Source organism: Mesorhizobium japonicum MAFF 303099 (genome assembly GCF_000009625.1).
GTDB classification, from domain to species: domain Bacteria; phylum Pseudomonadota; class Alphaproteobacteria; order Rhizobiales; family Rhizobiaceae; genus Mesorhizobium; species Mesorhizobium japonicum.
This window is the reverse complement of the sequence record NC_002678.2, coordinates 5,842,928-5,862,769: the sequence shown is the minus strand read 5'-3', so window position 1 is coordinate 5,862,769 and position 19,842 is coordinate 5,842,928. Positions and strand designations below refer to the sequence as shown.

General features: G+C 62.3%; 18 protein-coding genes and 2 pseudogenes. 10 read left to right on the top strand and 10 right to left on the bottom strand.

Annotated elements, in window-relative coordinates:
- Nucleotides 1-75 precede the first annotated feature (75 nt).
- Nucleotides 76-1,359 (top strand): NAD(P)/FAD-dependent oxidoreductase, encoded by a 1,284-nt coding sequence (locus tag MAFF_RS29000; protein ID WP_010914581.1) that lies wholly within the window; start codon nucleotides 76-78, stop codon nucleotides 1,357-1,359.
- A 54-nt stretch (nucleotides 1,360-1,413) separates the two neighbouring features.
- Here the strand turns inward: MAFF_RS29000 and MAFF_RS38430 are convergent.
- Nucleotides 1,414-1,608: pseudogene (locus MAFF_RS38430) on the bottom strand (SDR family oxidoreductase); the annotation flags it as partial.
- Here MAFF_RS38430 and MAFF_RS39470 point away from each other — a divergent pair.
- On the top strand, nucleotides 1,597-1,773 hold the full coding sequence (locus tag MAFF_RS39470; protein ID WP_010914579.1) for a nucleoside hydrolase: 177 nt from the start codon (nucleotides 1,597-1,599) through the stop codon (nucleotides 1,771-1,773). The pseudogene MAFF_RS38430 and the gene MAFF_RS39470 sit on opposite strands and share 12 nt — an antisense overlap.
- Nucleotides 1,774-1,797: 24 nt before the next feature.
- Here the strand turns inward: MAFF_RS39470 and fghA are convergent, their stop codons facing one another.
- From fghA to MAFF_RS28965, 7 genes are all read right to left on the bottom strand, one after another.
- On the bottom strand, nucleotides 1,798-2,670 hold the full coding sequence (fghA, locus tag MAFF_RS28995; protein ID WP_010914578.1) for an S-formylglutathione hydrolase: 873 nt from the start codon (nucleotides 2,668-2,670) through the stop codon (nucleotides 1,798-1,800).
- A gap of 236 nt (nucleotides 2,671-2,906) precedes the next feature.
- A complete protein-coding gene (locus tag MAFF_RS28990; RefSeq protein WP_010914577.1) occupies nucleotides 2,907-4,520 on the bottom strand; it encodes a GMC family oxidoreductase in 1,614 nt (537 codons plus the stop codon).
- A gap of 218 nt (nucleotides 4,521-4,738) precedes the next feature.
- Nucleotides 4,739-5,818: an ABC transporter ATP-binding protein gene (locus MAFF_RS28985; protein WP_010914575.1), complete on the bottom strand. Its 1,080-nt coding sequence runs from the start codon at nucleotides 5,816-5,818 to the stop codon at nucleotides 4,739-4,741.
- Nucleotides 5,819-5,828: 10 nt separating this feature from the next.
- A complete protein-coding gene (locus MAFF_RS28980; RefSeq protein ID WP_010914574.1) occupies nucleotides 5,829-6,674 on the bottom strand; it encodes a carbohydrate ABC transporter permease in 846 nt (281 codons plus the stop codon).
- A complete protein-coding gene (locus MAFF_RS28975; protein ID WP_244420648.1) occupies nucleotides 6,667-7,569 on the bottom strand; it encodes a carbohydrate ABC transporter permease in 903 nt (300 codons plus the stop codon). The genes MAFF_RS28980 and MAFF_RS28975 overlap by 8 nt, the downstream gene beginning before the upstream one ends.
- Before the next feature lie 107 nt (nucleotides 7,570-7,676).
- Nucleotides 7,677-8,915 (bottom strand): ABC transporter substrate-binding protein, encoded by a 1,239-nt coding sequence (locus MAFF_RS28970; protein WP_010914572.1) that lies wholly within the window; start codon nucleotides 8,913-8,915, stop codon nucleotides 7,677-7,679.
- 127 nt (nucleotides 8,916-9,042) lie between these two features.
- On the bottom strand, nucleotides 9,043-9,678 hold the full coding sequence (locus MAFF_RS28965; RefSeq protein ID WP_244420647.1) for a GntR family transcriptional regulator: 636 nt from the start codon (nucleotides 9,676-9,678) through the stop codon (nucleotides 9,043-9,045).
- A gap of 133 nt (nucleotides 9,679-9,811) precedes the next feature.
- Between MAFF_RS28965 and MAFF_RS28960 the strand changes: the two genes are divergently transcribed.
- Complete coding sequence (locus tag MAFF_RS28960) at nucleotides 9,812-10,951, top strand: mandelate racemase/muconate lactonizing enzyme family protein (protein WP_010914570.1); 1,140 nt, start codon at nucleotides 9,812-9,814, stop codon at nucleotides 10,949-10,951.
- 124 nt (nucleotides 10,952-11,075) lie between these two features.
- Here the strand turns inward: MAFF_RS28960 and MAFF_RS41520 are convergent.
- Nucleotides 11,076-11,165 (bottom strand): annotated as a pseudogene (locus tag MAFF_RS41520) (LysR family transcriptional regulator); the annotation flags it as partial.
- Between the two features lie 348 nt (nucleotides 11,166-11,513).
- Here MAFF_RS41520 and MAFF_RS28955 point away from each other — a divergent pair.
- Nucleotides 11,514-12,371, top strand: a complete 858-nt coding sequence (locus tag MAFF_RS28955) for a glycosyltransferase (protein WP_244420645.1) — start codon at nucleotides 11,514-11,516, stop codon at nucleotides 12,369-12,371.
- Nucleotides 12,335-13,357 (top strand): glycosyltransferase family 4 protein, encoded by a 1,023-nt coding sequence (locus MAFF_RS28950; protein ID WP_010914568.1) that lies wholly within the window; start codon nucleotides 12,335-12,337, stop codon nucleotides 13,355-13,357. Before MAFF_RS28955 ends, MAFF_RS28950 begins: the two co-directional genes overlap by 37 nt.
- 242 nt (nucleotides 13,358-13,599) lie before the next feature.
- Here the strand turns inward: MAFF_RS28950 and MAFF_RS28945 are convergent, their stop codons facing one another.
- Nucleotides 13,600-13,983, bottom strand: a complete 384-nt coding sequence (locus MAFF_RS28945; protein WP_010914567.1) for an SMU1112c/YaeR family gloxylase I-like metalloprotein — start codon at nucleotides 13,981-13,983, stop codon at nucleotides 13,600-13,602.
- 302 nt (nucleotides 13,984-14,285) lie between these two features.
- Between MAFF_RS28945 and dgoD the strand changes: the two genes are divergently transcribed.
- The 5 genes from dgoD to MAFF_RS28920 all read left to right on the top strand — a co-directional run bounded on the left by dgoD (nucleotide 14,286) and on the right by MAFF_RS28920 (nucleotide 19,842).
- The gene (dgoD, locus tag MAFF_RS28940) at nucleotides 14,286-15,458 is read left to right on the top strand and encodes a galactonate dehydratase (protein WP_010914566.1); all 1,173 of its coding nucleotides are present in this window, start codon (nucleotides 14,286-14,288) and stop codon (nucleotides 15,456-15,458) included.
- A 5-nt stretch (nucleotides 15,459-15,463) separates the two neighbouring features.
- Nucleotides 15,464-16,240, top strand: a complete 777-nt coding sequence (locus tag MAFF_RS28935; protein WP_010914565.1) for an SDR family oxidoreductase — start codon at nucleotides 15,464-15,466, stop codon at nucleotides 16,238-16,240.
- A gap of 22 nt (nucleotides 16,241-16,262) precedes the next feature.
- On the top strand, nucleotides 16,263-17,246 hold the full coding sequence (locus tag MAFF_RS28930) for a substrate-binding domain-containing protein (RefSeq protein WP_010914564.1): 984 nt from the start codon (nucleotides 16,263-16,265) through the stop codon (nucleotides 17,244-17,246).
- A gap of 74 nt (nucleotides 17,247-17,320) precedes the next feature.
- Entirely contained in the window at nucleotides 17,321-18,844 is a 1,524-nt protein-coding gene (locus MAFF_RS28925) for a sugar ABC transporter ATP-binding protein (protein WP_010914563.1), read from the top strand.
- Nucleotides 18,841-19,842: an ABC transporter permease gene (locus MAFF_RS28920; protein ID WP_010914562.1), complete on the top strand. Its 1,002-nt coding sequence runs from the start codon at nucleotides 18,841-18,843 to the stop codon at nucleotides 19,840-19,842. The genes MAFF_RS28925 and MAFF_RS28920 overlap by 4 nt, the downstream gene beginning before the upstream one ends.

Genomic DNA, 19,842 nt, shown 5'->3' with positions numbered 1-19,842 from the left:
CCCTTTCGCCCAACGGCTCCCGTCCAGCCTCTCGGGCCTGTGTGTTTCTCCCCGGTCACTTTGACGATGCCCAGTATGCTTGAGAGCAACCCTCCGAAAAGCCTCTATCGCGAAACGGCCGGCGGCATCGGCGATTACTGCGCCCTTGCCGGCGCGCAGCGGGCAAGGGTCGCCATTGTCGGCGGCGGCTTCACGGGGCTTTCCACCGCCTTGCATCTGGCGGAGGCCGGCGACGACGTCGCCGTGCTCGAGGCCCAACAGCCGGGCTGGGGTGCGTCGGGCAGGAATGGCGGCCAGGTCAATCCCGGCCTCAAATACGATCCCGACACGATCGAGGCGATGTTCGGCCCAGAGCTTGGGCCGCGGATGATCGATTTTTCCTACGGCGCGCCGGATTTCACCTTCGGCCTCATCAAGCGCCTGTCGATCGCCTGCGATGCCCGGCAGAACGGCACCATACGCGCGGCCATCCGGCCGAAGCCGCAAGCCGCGGTGCGGACCACGGCCGCGCAATGCCAGCGGCGGGGCATGCCGGTCAGCATGGTGGATGCACAGGCGATGGCGACACGAACCGGTACCGGCAGATACATAGCCGGCATGTTCGACGCCCGCGGCGGCGACCTCCATCCCCTGAAATACACGATTGGCCTGGCAGCCGCCGCGCGGAACGCCAGCGCGCGGATTTTCGGTGGCAGCGAAGTGCTTTCGCTGAAGAGAGAGGCTGGACGATGGGTCCTCAAAACCGCCAACGGCTCGGTCAGCGCCGAGAAGGTGCTTGTCGCGACCAATGGCTATACCGGAGCCCTGTGGCCGGGCCTGGAGCAATCCCTGGTTCCGGTGTTCAGCGCGATCGCCGCGACCGAGCCGCTTGCGCCGGCGGCCGCGGCTCAAATTCTCCCCGACAGGCCTGTCCTCTACGAAGCCGGCAACATCACCGTCTACTATCGCATCGACGCGCAGAACCGCCTTCTCATGGGCGGCCGCGGACCGATGAAGCCGATCGGTGATGCTTCCGCCATCCGCTACCTCACCGACTATGCGTTGCGGCTGTGGCCGGCACTCGCCGGAGTACGCTGGACACATGGCTGGAACGGCCGGGTCGCGATCACCAAGGACCATCTTCTGCACATTCACGAGCCGGAGGACGGCGTGCTGATCTGCCTAGGCTACAATGGCCGTGGCGTCGCCATGGCCTCGGCGATGGGTGCTGCCCTGGCGCAGCGGTTGCAAGGCCGCGAGACCTCGCCGTTTCCCATGCCAATATCGCCGCTCAAGCCAATCCGGTTTCACCGCTTCTGGCCGCTCGGAGTGAAGGCGGCGATCCTGTCGGGGCGGTTGAAGGATCGCTTCGGCCTTTGATGCAAAGCGTTCGACCGACCTGACGGCTCGTGAGGTTGGAAAAGCTGCTCCTAACTAGCGATACTGCGGAAACGCAACCCCCGCCGGCGCGTTGGCCCAGCTCTGCAATGTCTGGCCGCCGTCGATCAGCCAGTCGACGCCGGTGACGTGCCTTGCCTCGTCCGAGGCGAGGAACGCCACGGCGGCCGCGACATCGTCCGGCTGGCCGATGCGGCGCAACGGGATGCGGTCGGCGAAATGCTGGACGCTGCACTTGAAATCGCCGTCGGCGTCGATCTGTCCGGCACCTATGCTTTCGGCGCGACGGTTGCCGATTTCTGGGGCGAGCGCGGCGAGATGGACAATGCGCGCATCGCTCACGAAGTCGATGCCGACCGCTTCTTCAAGCTGATGTTCGACCTGTTGCGGGATTAGCCCGCTGGGGGATATGCCGTTGCTTCAGCGTGACCCGGTGCCACGAACCGGGCCGGACAATCTTTCGGCGTGCCATCTCAGATGGTCGTCCATGAATGTCGAGATGAAGAAATACGAGTGGTCGTAGCCATCCTGCATGCGCAGGGTCAGCGCAATGCCGGCCCTGGTGCAGGCTGCTTCCAGCAGCCAGGGCCTCAGCCCGTCCCTGAGAAAGCCGTCCGACGTTCCCTGGTCGACGAAAAGCTCGGGGAAACGGTGGCCATCCTCGATCAGCAAGGTGGCATCGTAGCTCCGCCACGATGCCTCGTCCGCGCCAAGGTACTTTTCGAGGGCCGGCCGTGACCAGCCAGCGGTGCTCGGCTGCACGATCGGCGCGAAGGCCGAGCAGCTTTTGAAGCGCTCGGGATTTTTGAGCGCGATCGTCAGCGCACCATGCCCGCCCATCGAGTGACCGAAGATCGCCTGGCGCGTCATATCGGCCGGAAATACCTTGGCGATCAACGCCGGCAATTCCTCGGTGACATAGGAATACATGCGGTAGTTCGTGGCGTAAGGCGCTTGCGTGGCGTCGAGGTAGAAGCCGGCGCCGCTGCCGAACTGCCAATTGTCCTTCTCGTCGGGAATATCGCCGCCGCGCGGGCTGGTGTCGGGACAGACGACGATCAGGCCAAGCTCCGCGGCCATGCGCCTGTACTCACCCTTGTCCATGACATTGGCATGTGTGCAGGTGAGGCCGGAGAGGTACCAGACGACCGGGCAAGGTTTCTCACGGGCCTGCGGCGGCACGAAGACGGCGAAAACCATGTCACAGGCGCAGGCATCCGACGCGTGAGAGTAGACGCCCTGCACGCCGCCATGCGACCTGGCCGAGGAGATGGTCTTCATCAGATCCGACATGTTCTTCTGCTCCGCCATCGGCAAACGCCCTTCACGGCCGCCTGTCTACGGCACGGGCCAGGACCGCGGCAACCCTGATGGATTGGACCATGATTCCCGAGCCGGCCTATTTCGCCGCCAGGGCCGTCACTTCCCGCCGGAACGGCCGTGCATCACCGATATCGTGATCGTCCAGCTCGCGCGCGAAACGATGGCGGGGGCTTCGGCATCCGACGACGCCCCATATCGCCACGACATTATCGGCGCGGATCAAGCAGGATCATCTCCGCTGCCTTCTCGGCGATCATGACGACCGGAGAGTTGGTGTTGCCCGAGACGATTGTCGGCATGATCGAGGCATCGACCACGCGCAGTCCGGCAAGCCCGTGAACGCGTAGCCGGTCGTCGACCACCGCCATCGAGTCCGAACCCATCTTGCAGGTGCCGACGGGGTGGAAGATCGTCGTGCCGATATCGCCGGCCTTGCGGATGAGGTCTTCGTCGCTGTCATACTGCGTGCCGGGCAGCATCTCTTCGGGCGCAAAGCGCGCCACGGCCCGCGCCTTCATCAGGCTGCGGACATGGCGCAGCGATGCGACCGCGACGCTGCGGTCTCCCGCGGTGGAGAGATAGTTCGGCCGGATCTTCGTCGCCTCGCGCGGATCGGACGATGCCATATGCACGGTGCCCCGACTTTCCGGGCGCAGATTGCAGACCGACACGGTGACCGCGGGAAAGCGATGCAGCGGCTCGCCCAGACGGTCGGTGCTCAGCGGTTGCACGTGGTATTCCAGATCAGGTGTTGCCAGCCGAGCATCGCTTCTGGCGAAGATGCCGAGCTGGCTCGGCGCCATTGACAGCGGCCCGCTGCGTTTGAGCGCGTATTCCACACCCATCGCCGCGCGGCTGATCAGATTGTGATAGCGCTCGTTGAGCGTCGCGGCATTGGCGACCTTGAAAACCGTGCGTATCTGCAGATGGTCCTGCAGGTTTTCGCCAACGCCGGGCAAGGCGTGTCGAACATCCACGCCAATGCTCGAAAGCAGGTCGGGTCGCCCCACCCCCGACAGTTCGAGGATCTTCGGCGAGTTGATGGCACCGGCCGCAAGGATCGTCTGTCCGGCGCTGACCCTGTGCAGGCGGTCGCCCTGGCGAAAGAGGAGTCCGGTGACGCGCCGGCCGTCGAATTCGAGCCGTTCCGTCTCTGCCCCCGTCACCACGCGGAGATTCTGACGCGCCGCAATGCCGCGCAAAAACGCCTTCGATGTGTTCCAGCGCACGCCCAGCCGCTGGTTGACCTCGAAATAGCCCGAGCCTTCATTGGTGCCGGTGTTGAAATCCCCTGTGCGGGGAATGCCGAGTTCCTCGGCGGCGTCCCGGAACGCGTCGAGGATCGGCCAGGACAGGCGCTGGCGTTCGACCCGCCACTCGCCGCCGCTGCCGTGCATGGCGCTCTTGCCACCGTGATAGTCTTCCGACTTGCGGAAATACGGCAGCACATCGTCCCAGCTCCAGCCGACATTGCCGGCCTGTCGCCAGCCGTCATAGTCGGCTGCCTGGCCGCGCATGTAGATCATGCCGTTGACCGACGAACAGCCGCCAAGCACCTTGCCACGCGGATAGTTGAGGCTGCGTCCGTTGAGACCGGCTTCCGGCTCGGTCTTCATCATCCAGTCGGTGCGCGGATTGCCCATGCAGAAGAGGTAGCCGATCGGGATATCGACCCAGTGATAGCGGTCGCTGCCGCCGGCTTCGAGGAGCAGCACCCGGTTGCGCGGATCGGCCGAGAGCCGGTTGGCGAGCACGCAGCCGGCGGAGCCGGCACCGACGATGACGTAGTCGTAATCGCCGAAAGGGGAAGTTTCGCTCACGTGCGTGCCTGCCGTGCGGCGATGCGCCCCCACATAGGAATCATCGCCTGGTTGATCTCGCCATACAGGCGATACCCTCCCGCGTAAGCCTCGGCAACCGCCGCCCATAGCCGCTGCAGCCGATGGCGACGATCTCGCCGGCATCGATGCCGGCTTCGGCTATGCATTGGCCGATGACCGAAACCGCGTTGCGCCAGAAGCGCCTTGGCGTCCATCCCCTAGATATCGATGCGGTGCTCGCTGCCGGGGTCGAACAGGTTGACGCTGGCCGGATCGACGGCGAGGAATATCGGCTCGTTTCGCCGGCCTGCAAACCTCGGCGGCAGGCGGGCGATGATCGACTGGTCGCCAACCTGTACCGTCACCATGGTTTCAGGCCCTGTAGGCTCCACGACGTCGATCACCCCGGTGACCGACGCTTCATCGCGCCCGGCCACCTTCAGTTCTTCAGGCCTTATACCCAGGATCACCGGGCGCTCGGAATCAACCGTCCGCTTGCCGGCCTGCAATGCGACCGACACGCCGCTCGCTGCGAAACGCACGCCAGTTGCGTCCGAGACCAGGCGCCCGGGCAGGAAGTTCATTGCGGGCGATCCGATGAAACTTGCGACGAACACGTTGGCGGGCCGTTCATAGATGGTGCGAGGATCGGCAAACTGTTGGATGTGGCCGCCCTTCATCACCGCCACCTTGGTGGCCAGCGTCATCGCCTCGATCTGATCGTGCGTCACATAGACGATGCTGGTGCCGAGACGCTCGTGCAGGCGCTTGATCTCCGTGCGCATTTCCACACGAAGCTTTGCATCGAGATTGGAAAGCGGCTCGTCAAAGAGGAACAGCTCCGGGTCGCGCACGATCGCGCGCCCCATCGCGACGCGCTGCCGCTGTCCTCCCGAAAGATTGGCGGGGCGTCGGTCAAGCAGATGCGAAATCTGCAGCAGCCGCGCGGCATCGTCGACGGCACGCTTACGCTGGTCGGCGTCCACGCCACGCATTTCCAATCCGAAGCCGATATTTCGCTCCACGGACATGGTGGGGTAAAGTGCGTAGGACTGGAACACCATCGCGATATTGCGGTCCTTGGGCGCGAGATCCACGACCGAGCGTCCGCCGATCAGGATGTCGCCGCCCGACGTGTCGTCGAGGCCCGCAATTATGTTGAGCAGGGTCGACTTGCCGCATCCCGACGGCCCGAGCAGAACCAGAAAGCCTCCGTCCTCGAGCTCGATATCGACCCCGTGAAGGACCTGCACGGAGCCATAGGACTTGCGCACATCCTTGATGGAAAGTGTCGCCATGCGAATACTCCTAACCTTTGATGGCGCCCGCAGTGAGACCCTGAACCATGGTTCGCTGGACGATGGCGAAGAGGACGATGACAGGCAGGATGCTAAGAATGCCGCCTGCCGCCAGGACACCCCATGGAAGCTGGAATTCGCCGACCATCAACTGCAGGCCCACGGGCCACGTGCGGGATCCCTGCCCTGTCGTCAGCATCAGGGCGAACAGGAACTCGTTCCAGGCTGCGATGGCAATGAACACCGAACTTGCCACCAGGCCGTTGCGCGCGAGCGGCATGACGATACGGACCATGGCGCCAAGCCTTGTCGAGCCGTCGATGCGTGCCGCGCTCTCGAGTTCCTTGGGTGCGGAATCAAAGAAACCTTTGAGCATCCACACGAATAGCGGCAAAAGGAAACTCGTATAGGCAAGCGCAAGTCCGAAACGGCTGTCGACGAGACCGACGCCGCGCATGACGACATAAAGGGGAATGATCATCATCACCGCGGGGAACATGCGCACGATGAGATAACCGAGCATGAGCTGCGTTCGGCCGCGAAATGCGAAGCGTGAAAATGCATAGGCGGCAAGCGTACCCGTGGCGACGCAGATCGTCACCGTCAGGAAGGTGACGACCAAGCTGTTGGCGATCAGCCGCGGAAAGCCGGACTGCGTCCAGATCGCCACATAATTATCGAAGGTGACGCGTCTCGGTATGTACTGCATGGTCTGGGTGACGATGTCGGCCTCATATTTGAGCGATGTCAGAAACATCCAGATCATCGGACCGATGCAGAACATCGACAGGGTCGCGAGGACGAAGTAGGTGGCGATGTTGGCTATCACCCGCCGGCGGCGCTTGCTTTCAATCATCGCCGTCTCCCTTGGTGATCCTGGACAGGCGGATATATGCCGTCGCGAAGATCATCAGGATCACGAACATCACCACCGACAGGGCGGATGCGTAGCCGAAATTGAATTCCTTGTAGGCGGTCTGGAAGGCGTATAGCGACAGGACCTGCGTGGCATCTCCTGGTCCGCCGCCGGTGAGAATGAGGAGCAGATCGGGCGAATTGACCAGACCGATGACGCGCAGGATCACCGCAGCCGCTATCACGGTCTTGAGCATCGGCAAGGTGATCAGCCTGAGCTGCGCCGAGACGCCCGCGCCGTCGACCGCCGCTGCCTTGTAGAGATCTTCGGGAATACTCTTCAGGCCGGCGAGCAACAGCAGCGCGAAGAATGGAAATCCGTGCCACGCCTCGACAAGGACGGTCGCCGCAAGCGCGGTATTGGGATCCGCGAACCATGCCTTGTAGGTCTGCAGGACGCCCGCGCGGACGAGAAGATCGTTGATGACCCCAAGCCTCGGATCGAGCAGCAGGGCCCACATATGACCCGCCACGACGTTGGGCAGGAAATAGGGAAGCAGGATCAGCACGGCAAAGATCTTCGTGCCCGGCAAATCCCTGTTGAGGGCTGTCGCGGCGAGAAGGCCGAGCGCCAGTTCCAGCACGACGGCCGCGGTGACCCACACGACCGTGTTCTTCAGGGCGATCCAGAAGACAGGGTCGGACCACATTGCCGCATAATGTTTGAAGCCGACCCAGCCACCCAGCCCGGGACGCGTCAGACGCATCTCGCGAAAACTGATGGCCATGCCGTAAAGCGTCGGATAGGCGATCACCAGGAGGATCATGACGAGGCTGGGAAGGAGCAGCAAATACATCCAATAGCGGGTCTCGGACAGTTCGCCGAGAGCCCGCAAGGGCCGATATCCGCTCGAGCTTGGTGTCATGGATCCGCGATGCGAAAGCATCGTCCCGTTGCGTTCAAAGCATGGCCGCAGGCCGGAGGAGGCCGGGCAGGGATGTATCAGCGAAGGGCGGCCTCGAGGCCCTGGATCATACGGTCCACGGCCTGCTCCGGTGTCGACTGGCCAGTGAGCACCGCTTGGAAAGCGGGGTTGACGACATTTTCGGACCAGCCCGCCGCGCCCACGAAATTGTTCGGCAGACGTCCGAACTCCAGCGTTTCGACCGCCGCGTGATAGATTGGATTGCCGGTGATCCGCGGATCTTGCAGGGCAGCGGCGGAGGCCGGGAAATAGCCCGTGCCTTCGAGCAAGGTCAGGGCAGCATCGGTCTGGCCCCAGAAACTCACCCAGCGCCAGGCGGCCTCTATATTGTCTTCCTTCATGATGCCATTGCCGGCGTAGGCAACGCGAGCGACATGCGCCTTCGGACCGGCCGGCATGGGTGCGGTCGAGAACTGTTTGCCCTGCTTCATGGCGGCCGAGATTTCATTCAGCGAACCGGTGTGGTGCCACACCATTGCCGTCTGCCCGGTGCGGAAGCCCTCCATGATCTGGCGGTAACTGTCGTTGGGCGCGCTCGGCGGCACGACCTTTTCCTTCAGGAAGAGATCGGAATAGAATGTTATGGCCTCGATCGCCGCGGCCCTGTCGATGGCTGGCTGCCCATCCTTGACGATCGGCGAGCCGAACGCCTCCATGACATCGATAACATATTTGAAACCGCCGGCGCCGGCGCGCATGCCGAAGGCATATCTACCCTTCGACGGATCGGTCAGCTTGCGGCAGGCGCTCAGGAATTCGTCGAAATTCCGGGGCGGCCCGGCCAGCCCGGCCTCCTCGAAATAGTCTGCGCGGTAGTACATCCAATCGACGAAGGCGAAGGCGGGAACCGCATAGATCGCGCCGTTGCTGGAAAGCCCGGTCCAGCGATTCTCGGGGAAATTGGCCTTGCCCTTCCACCCGTTCACCCGATCGGTAAGATCGATCAACCCCTCCATCGCGGTAAGATCAGCGAAACGCTCGGCGATCACCATGGCGGTATCCGGACGGCCACCGGCCAGCACGGCCGAAGAGACCTTCGCCATATATTCGGAGTTCGGGATGTTCTCCTGCGTCACCACCACATCGGCATTCGCCGCCTGAAACAATCCGATGATCTTCAGCAGGCTGGCCATTTCCGACTGGCTGGTGAAATGGTGCCAGTAACTGATGGCACTCGCCGCGCGGGCACCGCGAATATGCCCTGCCATCGCCAGGGCCGCCGAACCCATGAGAAACTGCCTCTTGTTCAACTGCATGCGATCTCCTCCAAGATATCAGATCATCAATCTGATCGATCAGTTGAAGTTTGGGTAGCATCCTTTCCCACGCCATGCAACCGCACCGGCGCGCAACTGGGCAAAACGACGGATTACCATTGACCTGTCAGACGAGACCCAGGCTTCGCTGCATCGCCGCCTGGAAATGCGCCTGCAGTTTTGCCTCGGCGGCGTCGGCATTCCTTGTGCCGCAAGCCTCGAGGATGTCGAGATGCTCCTTGAGTGTCCGGACCATGATCGGCGTCGTGATCTTCCTGTCGAGCCGCAGCAGACGCAGATAATTGTGCATGCGCCGGTAGGTGCTGTCGATCAGGGGATTGCGCAGCGCGGCGATGACCGCGCCGTGCAACTCTCCCTCCAGCGCGTCCATCTCCTCCAGTTGTTCCTTTCCGAGACCATCGCGCTCGACGCGTCGAAGCAGCCTGGAATGCCGGATTTCCAAGGCATTCATGACGGCTTCATCGCCCTGTTCCGCAAAGACACGGACCGCGGCGCGCTCAACGATGGAACGGAACTGGTAGGTGGCACGCGTAAGCTCCAGTCCGGGCCTGACGAACTGGATGCCGGAGCGCGGGTGGATGGTCAGGATCCCTTCCGCTTCAAGAACACGCAGGGCGTCGCGAAGCGGGGCGACAGGCACGTCGACGATCGCGGACAACTCGTTTTGCGAGATGAATGCCCCGGCCGGAACGCGTCGGTCGAACAAGCCCTCCAGGATCCGTTCATAGGCGATATCGCTCATGCGGGCGGCCGCCACGAGGGGAGAGGAGTCAGTTTTTGCTTTGCCCGCCACTTGCGGCCCCTCCATTGGTCCGGTAGTTAGATACCATCTGATAGATCAGTTGGATATCGTAACCGATCAGAAAGCCCCTGTGATGAGCCTTTCGCATTTTCGTATAACCCGATTTCAGTTCGCCCGCGACCGGGTAATCGGGGACAGTCAGGTTCGGGCGGACGATGTCAACGTCGCTGCGCTGGAACTCGTTTCCGAAAGTGGCGAAGTGGGGCTGGGATTCATCCAGACGCTCTTCAATCCACTGCCTGATCAACAGGAGATCGAGAGCGTTTTCGAACATGAGGTTTGGCCTAGCTTGAAGGGAAACAGAGCGATCGCCCTGGTTCACCGCGTGAACCGCCCGCGTGGCGGCAATCAACGGGCTTACTCCCTGCCCTTTCACGAAGCGGTTCAAGTGGCGCTTTGGGATCTTGCAGCGAAAGAAGCTGGCCTGCCCCTACATGTCTTGCTCGGCAGTCGCCGCAACCGGGTGAAAGCCTATGCCAGCGGCCTCGATTTTCACCTCGACGACGATGCCTTCGTCTCGTTGTTCTCCCACGCAGCGTCGATTGGCTACTCGGCTTTCAAGATCAAGGTCGGCCACCGGGATTTCGACCGCGATCTGCGGCGCCTGGAATTGTTGAAGACCTGTGTCCCGGCCGGGTCCAAAGTCATGATCGATCCGAACGAGGCCTGGACCTCGAAGGAGGCGCTGACGAAATTGGTGGCGATCCGCGAGGCCGGCCACGATCTTCTGTGGGTCGAGGATCCGATCCTGCGTCACGACCATGACGGGCTGAGAACACTCAGGCATGCCGTCACATGGACCCAGATCAACAGCGGCGAGTATCTGGATCTCCAGGGCAAACGGCTGCTCCTGGAAGCCCATGCGGCCGATATCCTGAATGTCCACGGCCAGGTGACGGATGTCATGCGCATCGGCTGGCTGGCCGCCGAACTCGGGATACCAATCAGCATCGGCAACACGTTCCTGGAGGCTGGCGTGCACATGGCGGTTGCGCTTCCCGAGGTCGAATGGCTGGAATATTCATTTCAGAACTTCGATCATCTGGTCGAACAGCCTATCGAAATCCGGGACGGCTACGCCTATGCGCCCGATCGGCCGGGCCATGGATTGGTCCTGTCGGAAAAAGCGCGGGGCGAATGGAGCAGGCCAAGGCGCCTGGCACGGTCGGAGCTTGGCGCCGCGCCGGAAAATCCACGCCTTCCCGCGAAGTAGTTGAGAGGCTATAGCCGAAGACTACCGTCAGCAGCGCGAGGGATTGACCGCGACGCCGCTTCAAGCGATCGCAGCTCGGCTTCCGGCCGGATCACGGCGAGCGTTGCCGGCGACCTACTGGGAGTCAGTTGCGCGACAGGGACAACCCCGCGAGAACCGGCGCGCAGGCGGCGAGCCTGCGGGACACAAACTCGGTGAAGAGCCGCACGCGCTTCCGTGTGATTTGGCCCGAGAAGTACGATCCAAAAACGTCTGCCATCCATGCGCTCAGAGCGGAGAGCGCCTCAGGGCCTCGACAGGTCGTTGATCCGATAGCGTAGAGCGAAGAACCGGGTGAAACGCAGCGGGGCGGCCCCGACTGGGCGCCTTTTCCTGCCATGGAATGGCGTTGATCGCGGGCGAACACCTCGACCTGCAGGGGGGAGTAAGTACGAAATGCGGCGCGTTGGCATGGCCGCCCTCGCTCATTAGACTTGTCATTTCGGCCAAGTTCAGTAATTGCGCCATATTAGTTGAGCGGCCAGCATGGCATCCGGAAGCATACAACGAAGGATTGAGGAACTTGGTCGAACTCAACACCCACATTGCGCATGCTGCGCGTGAGCGGAACTCCCCGCGAGTCGTCGCGGTGCTTACAACACGGAACGAAGAACGGTTCGTCGCCGGATGTCTCGAGAACCTCTTTCATCAAGGCGTACAGGTCTACATTTGCGACAATCAGTCGACGGACAGAACGCTTGAGATTGCCCAGCGCTACCGCGGGGCCGGATTGATAGGATTCGAAAGCATCCCGCACAACGGCTGGTATTGCTGGGAGCAGCTTCTTCGTCGCAAAGAGGAACTATTTCAGTCGCTCGAAGCTGACTGGCTCATGCATCTTGACGCTGACGAGATCCACCTTCCGCCGACTTCATACTCATCGTTGGTCTCCGCCATTGCAGCAGCTGACGCACTCGGCTTCAATGCGATCGAGTCTTCCGAGTTCACGTTCATTCCCACCAGGGAAGCCCCCGATCACGACAATCCCGATTATCAACACACGCTGCGCACCTACTACCCCTTCCGGCCGTTCTCCCCGCACTGCGTTCGTGCGTACAAGAAACAGGACGGCCCCATTGAGATTGCGTGGTCAGGGGGCCATCGCGTACGCTTCGAGGGACCGGTGAGGCTCTCCCCCGAGCGTTTTCGCATGAAGCATTATCTGTTCCTGAGCGCAGAGCACGCCGCGCGCAAGTATGGTGGCCGCCGGTTCCTGAGCGAGGAGGTCGATGGTCGTGGTTGGCACGGATGGCGACCCCGCTTGCGGCCAGAGGATATCCAACTGCCGGACATTACCCAGGTGCGCACCACTGCGACAGACGATGATCTGGACGAGGCCAATCCATGGCTGGCGCACTGGCTTGCGCGGTACGCCTCGTGAGCGACGTACACCTCCCCCGCATCCTGGCGATCGCGGACCGACCCGGCTGGGCGATCGATAGAAAAACCCAGAATCTTCGGCGCGTGCTGGAAAGAAGGTTCGAGATCGTCCAACGATTTCAGCATGATGTGACCGAGTCCGACGTGAACGCCGCGGATATCGTGCTCATCTTCTATTGGTTCCAGATCGCGAAGCTGCCCCTGCCGGAATCGGTCCTCGCCCGGCGGTCTGACAGGCTGGTCATCGGGATCTGCAGCCACAGAGAGCTGGAAGGCGAATTCCGCGAGCCCGGGCTCGCTACCCTGCATCGGCTGGCGCGCGCTGTCTTTGTCAACAACCGGAAGCTCGAGCATGAATACGCTCCTCTACTGCGTATTCCGGTCCACTACACGCCTAATGGAGTCGACACGACATTCTTTTGCCGCCCACCAGAGCCACAACCCTATTCTGGCGAGCTCCGCGTCGGATGGGCAGGAAGTCTCGGCAACCATGGTCCGGCACATCGCGGCTTCCACGACGTCATCGAGCCCGCGGTCGCTGCCGTGCCGGGCGCACGGCTACTGACTGCGATTCGGGAGCAACACTGGCGCAACCATGACGAAATGCTCGACTTCTACCGGGATCTCGACGTTTATGTCTGCGCCAGTCGCAGCGAAGGCACCCCCAATCCTTGCTTGGAGGCGGCGGCGTGCGGTATCCCCTTGGTGACGACCCGTGTGGGAAACATGCCCGAGCTGGTTCAAGATGGCGACAACGGGCTGTTCTTCGATGGAACCGCGGAAGGGCTTGCGGACAAGCTCGCCCTGTTGCGGGACACGCCATCGCTCAGATCGCGGATGGCCGCCCGCATGATCGAGACGATCCGAGGGTGGGATTGGCGCGTCCAGGCGGAGAACTATGCGCACATGTTTACCTCGTTGCTCACCGCAGGCGGAGCGGTCGAGCCTGTGAGACGTGCGGCTTCGGATGTTCCCGGCCAAACCTGACCTTTAGCGGGAGCCGCATCAGGGGTGACGCAGGCTTGCGGGCGCACGACTGCGGTCAGGCTGGCTTTGGTTCCGGCACCGGGATGAGCTTTGCGAGTTTCCGGAGGTTCTGGGCGGTGGCTGCGAGGGTGAAACACGTCGGGATTGACACCTTCGTGTTTCAGCCGAATTTCGGACACGACACCGATGCGCTCAGGATAACCGCCATCACGGCATAGCTCGCGCTGAACCTCTCGAGTTCTTTATGGAGTTTCGTAGAGTTCGAGCGGCAATCCATCCGGGTCGCGGAAAAAGGTAAACCGTTGGTCTGTATATGGGTCGATCCGGATTGGCTCGACCGCAACGCCGGCGGCTTCCAGGCGCGTAATTACGGGATCAAGATCCGCCACGGCAAACGCCAGATGCCTCAGGCCCGTCGCCTCTGGATGGGATGGCCGCATCGCCGGAGCGGGGAAGGAGAACAATTCCAGCTGGACGGATCCGATCCGCAGATCCGCCTTCCATGACTGCCGCTCCTGCCGATAGACCTCCCGGATCAGATCGAGGCCGAGGAGTTCGACGTAGAACCGTCGCGACCGGTCGTAGTCGGTGCAGATCAGCGCGACGTGGTGAATGGCGTTCAGCATGCCGCGAACTCTAGCCAAGCTCAGATTTGAGGCAAGGTCACCATCGGGGTACGCGGCGCTTTGTTGATGTCGCCTCTCGTGAGGGTCGCCTCGTCCTCACTGATCTCTTCTGCGCCCAGTCGGCATGATCTTGCCGCCGGAACGCAGCCAAATCCGCATTTCGACCGTCCTCGCTCTGGCCAACCGTCAACGCCGATCGACGCGAAGCCGGGGCAGCCCTATGCCGCGCTTGACTTGCTCATATTATTCATAATAAATCATACATAATAACGGTAAAAAAGACGACACATCTGGGAGCACCTATGAAAATTACGGCCATCAAGGCGCTCGTCTGCAACGCGGAAATGCGCAACTGGGTTTTTGTTCGGGTCGAAACCGATGAGCCCGGTCTGTTTGGCTGGGGCGAGGCAACGCTGGAATGGAAGACGCGTGCCGTCGTTGGCGCGCTTCAGGATCTTGAGGCATTGCTCATCGGGCAGGACCCGCGCAATGTGGAGCAGTGCTACCAGATCCTTACCCGCCACGGCTTCTGGCGTCTCGGGGTCGAGGGAATGTCGGCCGTCAGCGGCATCGAGATCGCGCTCTGGGACATTCTGGGCAAGTCGCTGGGTGTCCCCGTCTGGCGGCTTCTCGGCGGCCAGGTCCGCGACTATCTGCGCACCTATACGCATCTCGGCCTCGGCGACATGAAGGCGGTCTATGAGAGCGGGTCGGCGGACACGATCGTCGAACGCGGGCGCATCGTCACGCAGGCCGGCTACGACGCCGTCAAGGTCGTCTGCATTCCCTACACCCACTATGTCTCGCCGGCGAAGGCGGTCGATTCCGTTGCCGACATGGTTGGCGCGCTGCGCGAGGCCGTCGGTCCCGATATCGACATCATGGTCGACTTTCACGGACGCCCGGCCTCCGTCAACGCGGCAATGGACTATCTCAAGGCGATCGAACCGGCCCGCATCATGTTCGCCGAAGAGCCGGTACCGCCGGAAGATGTCGCCGGCCTGGCGCATATCACCGCGCGATCGGCGATCCCCATCGCGTCCGGCGAGCGGCTGATCGGGCGCCGCGAATTCACGCAATCGGTTGCGGCGCGCGCCTTTAACATTGCCCAGCCCGATATCTGCCATACTGGCGGTCTGCTCGAGACCAAGAAGATCGCGGCTCTGGCCGAAACCGCCGGCATCGGCCTTGCGCCGCACAACCCGCTCGGCCCGATCGCCGGCGTCGCAGCGCTTCACTTCGGCATATCGACACCGAACGTCATCATCCAGGAGGAGATGTCGGGCGCGGTCGCCTGGTACGACGACGTCGTCACCTGGCCGATCGATCGCAAGCCCGGCCGCTGGGACGTGCCCGATCTGCCGGGCCTTGGCGTCACCGTGAATGAAGATGTCATCGCGCGCCACCCCTTCAAGCAGGAAGTCCTGCATGCCCGCAACGCCGTCATGCCCGACGGCACCGTGGTCGATTGGTGAGCGCCATGACAGGCAGGCTTCAGGGGAAGATCGCAATCGTCACCGGCGCCGGCCAGGGCATTGGTGCAGCCACTGCCCGGGCCTTTGCGATGCAGGGAGCAAAGACCGTGATTGCCGAGCTCAATGCGGCAACCGGCAAGGCGGCCGCCGACGAATTGCGTGCCAACGGCGCCGACGCCCTTTTCGTCGAAACCGATGTCACCGACACAGCGGCAGTGGCCGACATGGTGGCGAAGACGATCGCGGCCTATGGCGGCGTCAACGTGCTCGTCAACAATGCAGGCGCCAACGTCTTTTACGAGCCCTTGTCTATGCCGGACGCGGAATGGGACCGTTGCCTCAGGCTCGACCTCCAGGCCGCGTGGTCCTGTGCCAAGGCGGTGTTGCCGACGATGCTGGCGAACGGTTCGGGATCGATCGTCAACATAGCCAGCTGCCACGCCTTCAAGATCATTCCCCACACATTTCCCTATCCGGTCGCCAAGCATGCGCTTGTCGGCCTGACCCGCTCGCTCGGCATCGAATATGCGGCGCGCGGCATCCGCGTGAATGCGATCGCCCCCGGCTACATCGAGACGCCGATCGCGGAAGCCTATTGGAACACGTTTCCGGACCCGGCCGAGGAGAAGCGGCGGGCCTACGACCTTCATCCGCCCAAGCGCATTGGCCGGCCGGACGAAGTTGCAATGACGGCGGTTTTCCTCGCTTCGGACGAAGCGCCGTTCATCAATGCCGAGACGATCACCATCGATGGTGGACGCTCGGTTCTCTACCATGACTGACAACCAAGCAGGGAGGATCCACATGAAAACGACGACAAAGGCTCTGGCAACAGTGGCGATATTGGCCGCCGGACTGATGGCTGGCGCGGCAAGCGCCGACGACATCAAGATCGGCTACATCAACAAGATGGGCGAGCATCCATGGTTCGTCGCCGAAGTCGGCGGCGCCAAGAAAGCGGCCGAGGCGGCCGGCGCCACCTTCGTGTCGCAAGACGTCCAGTTCGACTCCAATCTGACGATCACCACCTTCGACACGATGGTCGGTGACGGCGTCAAGGGCATCGCAATCGTCGTTCCCGACAAGGCGCTGGGACCGGTCATCGCCGAGAAGGCCAAGGCGGCGAAAATCCCCCTGGTGGCGGTCGATGACGATATCTACTACCAGGACGGCACCCAGGTTCCCTATGTCGGCATGAATGCCTATAATATCGGTGCGCGGGTGGGCGAAGAACTGGCCAAGCTCTACAAGGCCGATGGCTGGGCCGGCAAGGAGGTGCGTATCGCCTCGATCGAGGACCGCAAGGCCGACACCTGCATGCAGCGCAACAAGGGTGCCGAGGAAGCGTTCCTGAAGGCAGTGCCCGATTTCAAGCCGGCAAACATCCTTCGCGTCCCCTATGACAACACGATGGTCAACGCCATCGACGTCATGACCACCACATTGACGGCCAATCCCGGCGTCACCAACTGGATCTTCTATTCCTGCAACGATGACGGCGTGTTGGGTGCGGCGCGCGCGCTGGAAAACGCCGGCTATGCCGCGGACCAGGGCATGGGCATCGGCATTGACGGCAGCCGCGCTTGCGAGGCCTTCGGATCAGGAAAGCCCTCGGCATTCCGTGGTACGATGTGGCTCAATTCGGCAAACCATGGCGCGCTGGCGGTGAAGATCCTGCTGGCCTCGATCAAGGACGGAACGAAGCTGCCCGTTCAGTCCTTCACGGACCCGGAATACATCACCGCCGGCAATTTTGCATCGGACTACAAGGCCAAGCTCTGCCACTGAGCCGGACCTGCGTCATGCGCCTCCAGGGCGCATGACGCTCTTCAACTGCTCGGATCGATCCTTGGGAGTGAGCTTTGACGCAATCGGACTTCTTCTCGCTCGACGGCATATCGAAACGCTTCGGCGTCGTCCAGGCGCTCGACAACGTCTCGATTGCTTTCCGGCCAGGCGAGGTGCTCGCTTTGGTCGGCGAGAATGGCGCCGGCAAATCAACGATGATGCGCATTCTCGAGGGCGTGTCCGGACCGGACACCGGCACCGTGCGGCATGGTTCCACGCCGATCGTTTTCGGCGAACCGCGCGACAGCCACCGGGCCGGGATCCGCGTCATCCATCAGGAGCCGGAGATCGTTCCGAACCTGACGGTGGCCGAGAACATTTTCGTCGGCGAATTGCCGCGCCTGGCAGGCGTCCTGCTCGACTGGCGCAAGCTGGAGGAGCAGACCGACCGGGTCCTTGCGACCTTCGGCATGCAGCAGGACATGCGGCCACGCCAACTCTGCGGCACGCTCGGCCCGGCGCAACGCCAGATGATTGAGATCATGCGCGCCATCCGCGCCGGCGGCCGGCTGATCGCCTTCGATGAGCCGACCTCGTCGCTGACCGATGATGAAGCGCGTCGCCTGTTTTCCGTCGTCCGCAGGCTGCGCGAGAAGGGCACGTCGATCATCTACATCTCGCACCGGCTGAACGAGATCATCGATCTGGCCGACCGCATTGTCGTTTTGCGCGACGGCAGGCTGGTCGACGATTCGCCGGCGGCCGGCGCCAGCGAGCAGACCATCGCCAAGCTCATGGTCGGCCGCAACATCGACGATCTTTTCACTCGCGAGACCTGGCGGTCCGGGGAACAATTGCTTGATGTGGCGGGATTGACCACCGACCGCGTCAACGATGTCAGCCTCAGGGTTCGTCGCGGTGAGGTGCTCGGCATCGCCGGCCTCATGGGTGCGGGCCGCTCCGAACTGGCAAAGGCGATTGTCGGATATGACCGGCGCATCGCCGGCACCATAGCCATGAACGGCGTGCCCGTTCTCCCCAACAGTCCGCATGCGGCGATCGTCGCGGGCATCGGTTTTGCTCCCGAAGACCGCAAGCACGAGGCGTTGCTGCTGTTCAGAAGCATTCTCGACAACGCAGCACTTTGCGTGCCCGACAAGACATCGAGCTTCGGCTTCTTCAACCGGCGCAAGGCAATGGAGATTGTCTCGCCGCTGGCTGCCAAGATGTCGATCAAGGCACCCAACCTCGACGAGCAGGTTTCGAAACTGTCGGGTGGCAATCAGCAGAAGGTCGTTCTGGCGCGCTGGCTTGCCCGGCAGCCGATGCTGCTCATCCTCGACGAACCGACGCGCGGCATCGACATCGGCGCCAAGGCGGAAATCTATCGGCTGATCGATGAACTCGCGGCAAGCGGCATTGGTATCATCCTGATTTCCTCGGAAATGCCGGAACTGATCGGTCTCGCCGACAGGGTTCTTGTCATGGCAGGAGGCCGCATCACGGCCGAGCTTGCCCGCCCCGACATCGACGAAGCGACGATCCTCAAACACGCCATGCCGCAATCCGCATCATCGCCTGGAGACTACATTCAATGAACAGCCTCGAGCTTCGCGCATCGAAAGCGCAGACCGACGCCAGGGGCGCTTCCACGCGCCTTGTGGAGCGCCTTGGCGTTCACAACATCAGCCTTCTGGTCGCGCTCGCCATTCTCATCATCATCTTCGGCTCGTTGCGCGGCGACGTGTTCTTCTCGAGCCGAAACCTGCTCAACATCGGCCTTGGCGTCACCATTCTCGGCGTGCTGGCGATGAGCCAGACCGTGGTCATCGTCGCCGGCGGTCTCGATATCGCTGTCGGCGCCACTGTCGGTCTAACCACAGTCTCGACGGCAATGGCCATCCAGGCGACCGGGTCGCCGGCGGCCGGCATCGTTGCCGGCCTGGTGCTTGGTGGTCTTGCCGGTCTCGTCAACGGCCTCATCATCACCTACGGGCGCGTCAACGCGGTCATTGCCACGCTCGGCACCATGGCGATCTTTCGCGGCATCGCCTTCATCATGTCCGACGGCCAGTCAATCGCCATCTTCAGCGATACGTTCCGGTTCATCGGCATTGGACGCATCCTCGGCCTGCCGTTGCTGGTCTGGATTTTGGTGCTGACCGCGATCGCATTCCACCTCTTCCTCGCGCGTTCGATCGTCGGCCGCAACATCTATGCACTGGGCGGCAATCCCGTTGTCGCCCGCTTCTCGGGCATCAACATCAACCGCTACCGCGTCGGCATCTACATCATGAGTGGTGTTGCCGCCGGATTGGCCGGGATCCTGCTGGCCGCCCGTACCGGTTCGGGTCAGCCCGTATCCGGGTCCCAGGGCCTGGAACTCGAGGCGATAACGGCGGCCGTGCTGGGTGGCTGTGCCCTGCAGGGCGGCAAGGGCACGATTGTCGGCGCGCTGCTCGGTGTCGCCATCATTGGCGTGCTCAACAACGGAATGATACTGACGTCCGTGCCAACCTTCTATCAATTGCTGGCAAAAGGCTCACTGCTGATCCTTGCTGTGGTCATTGCCGAGTACCACTTGAACAGGACATGA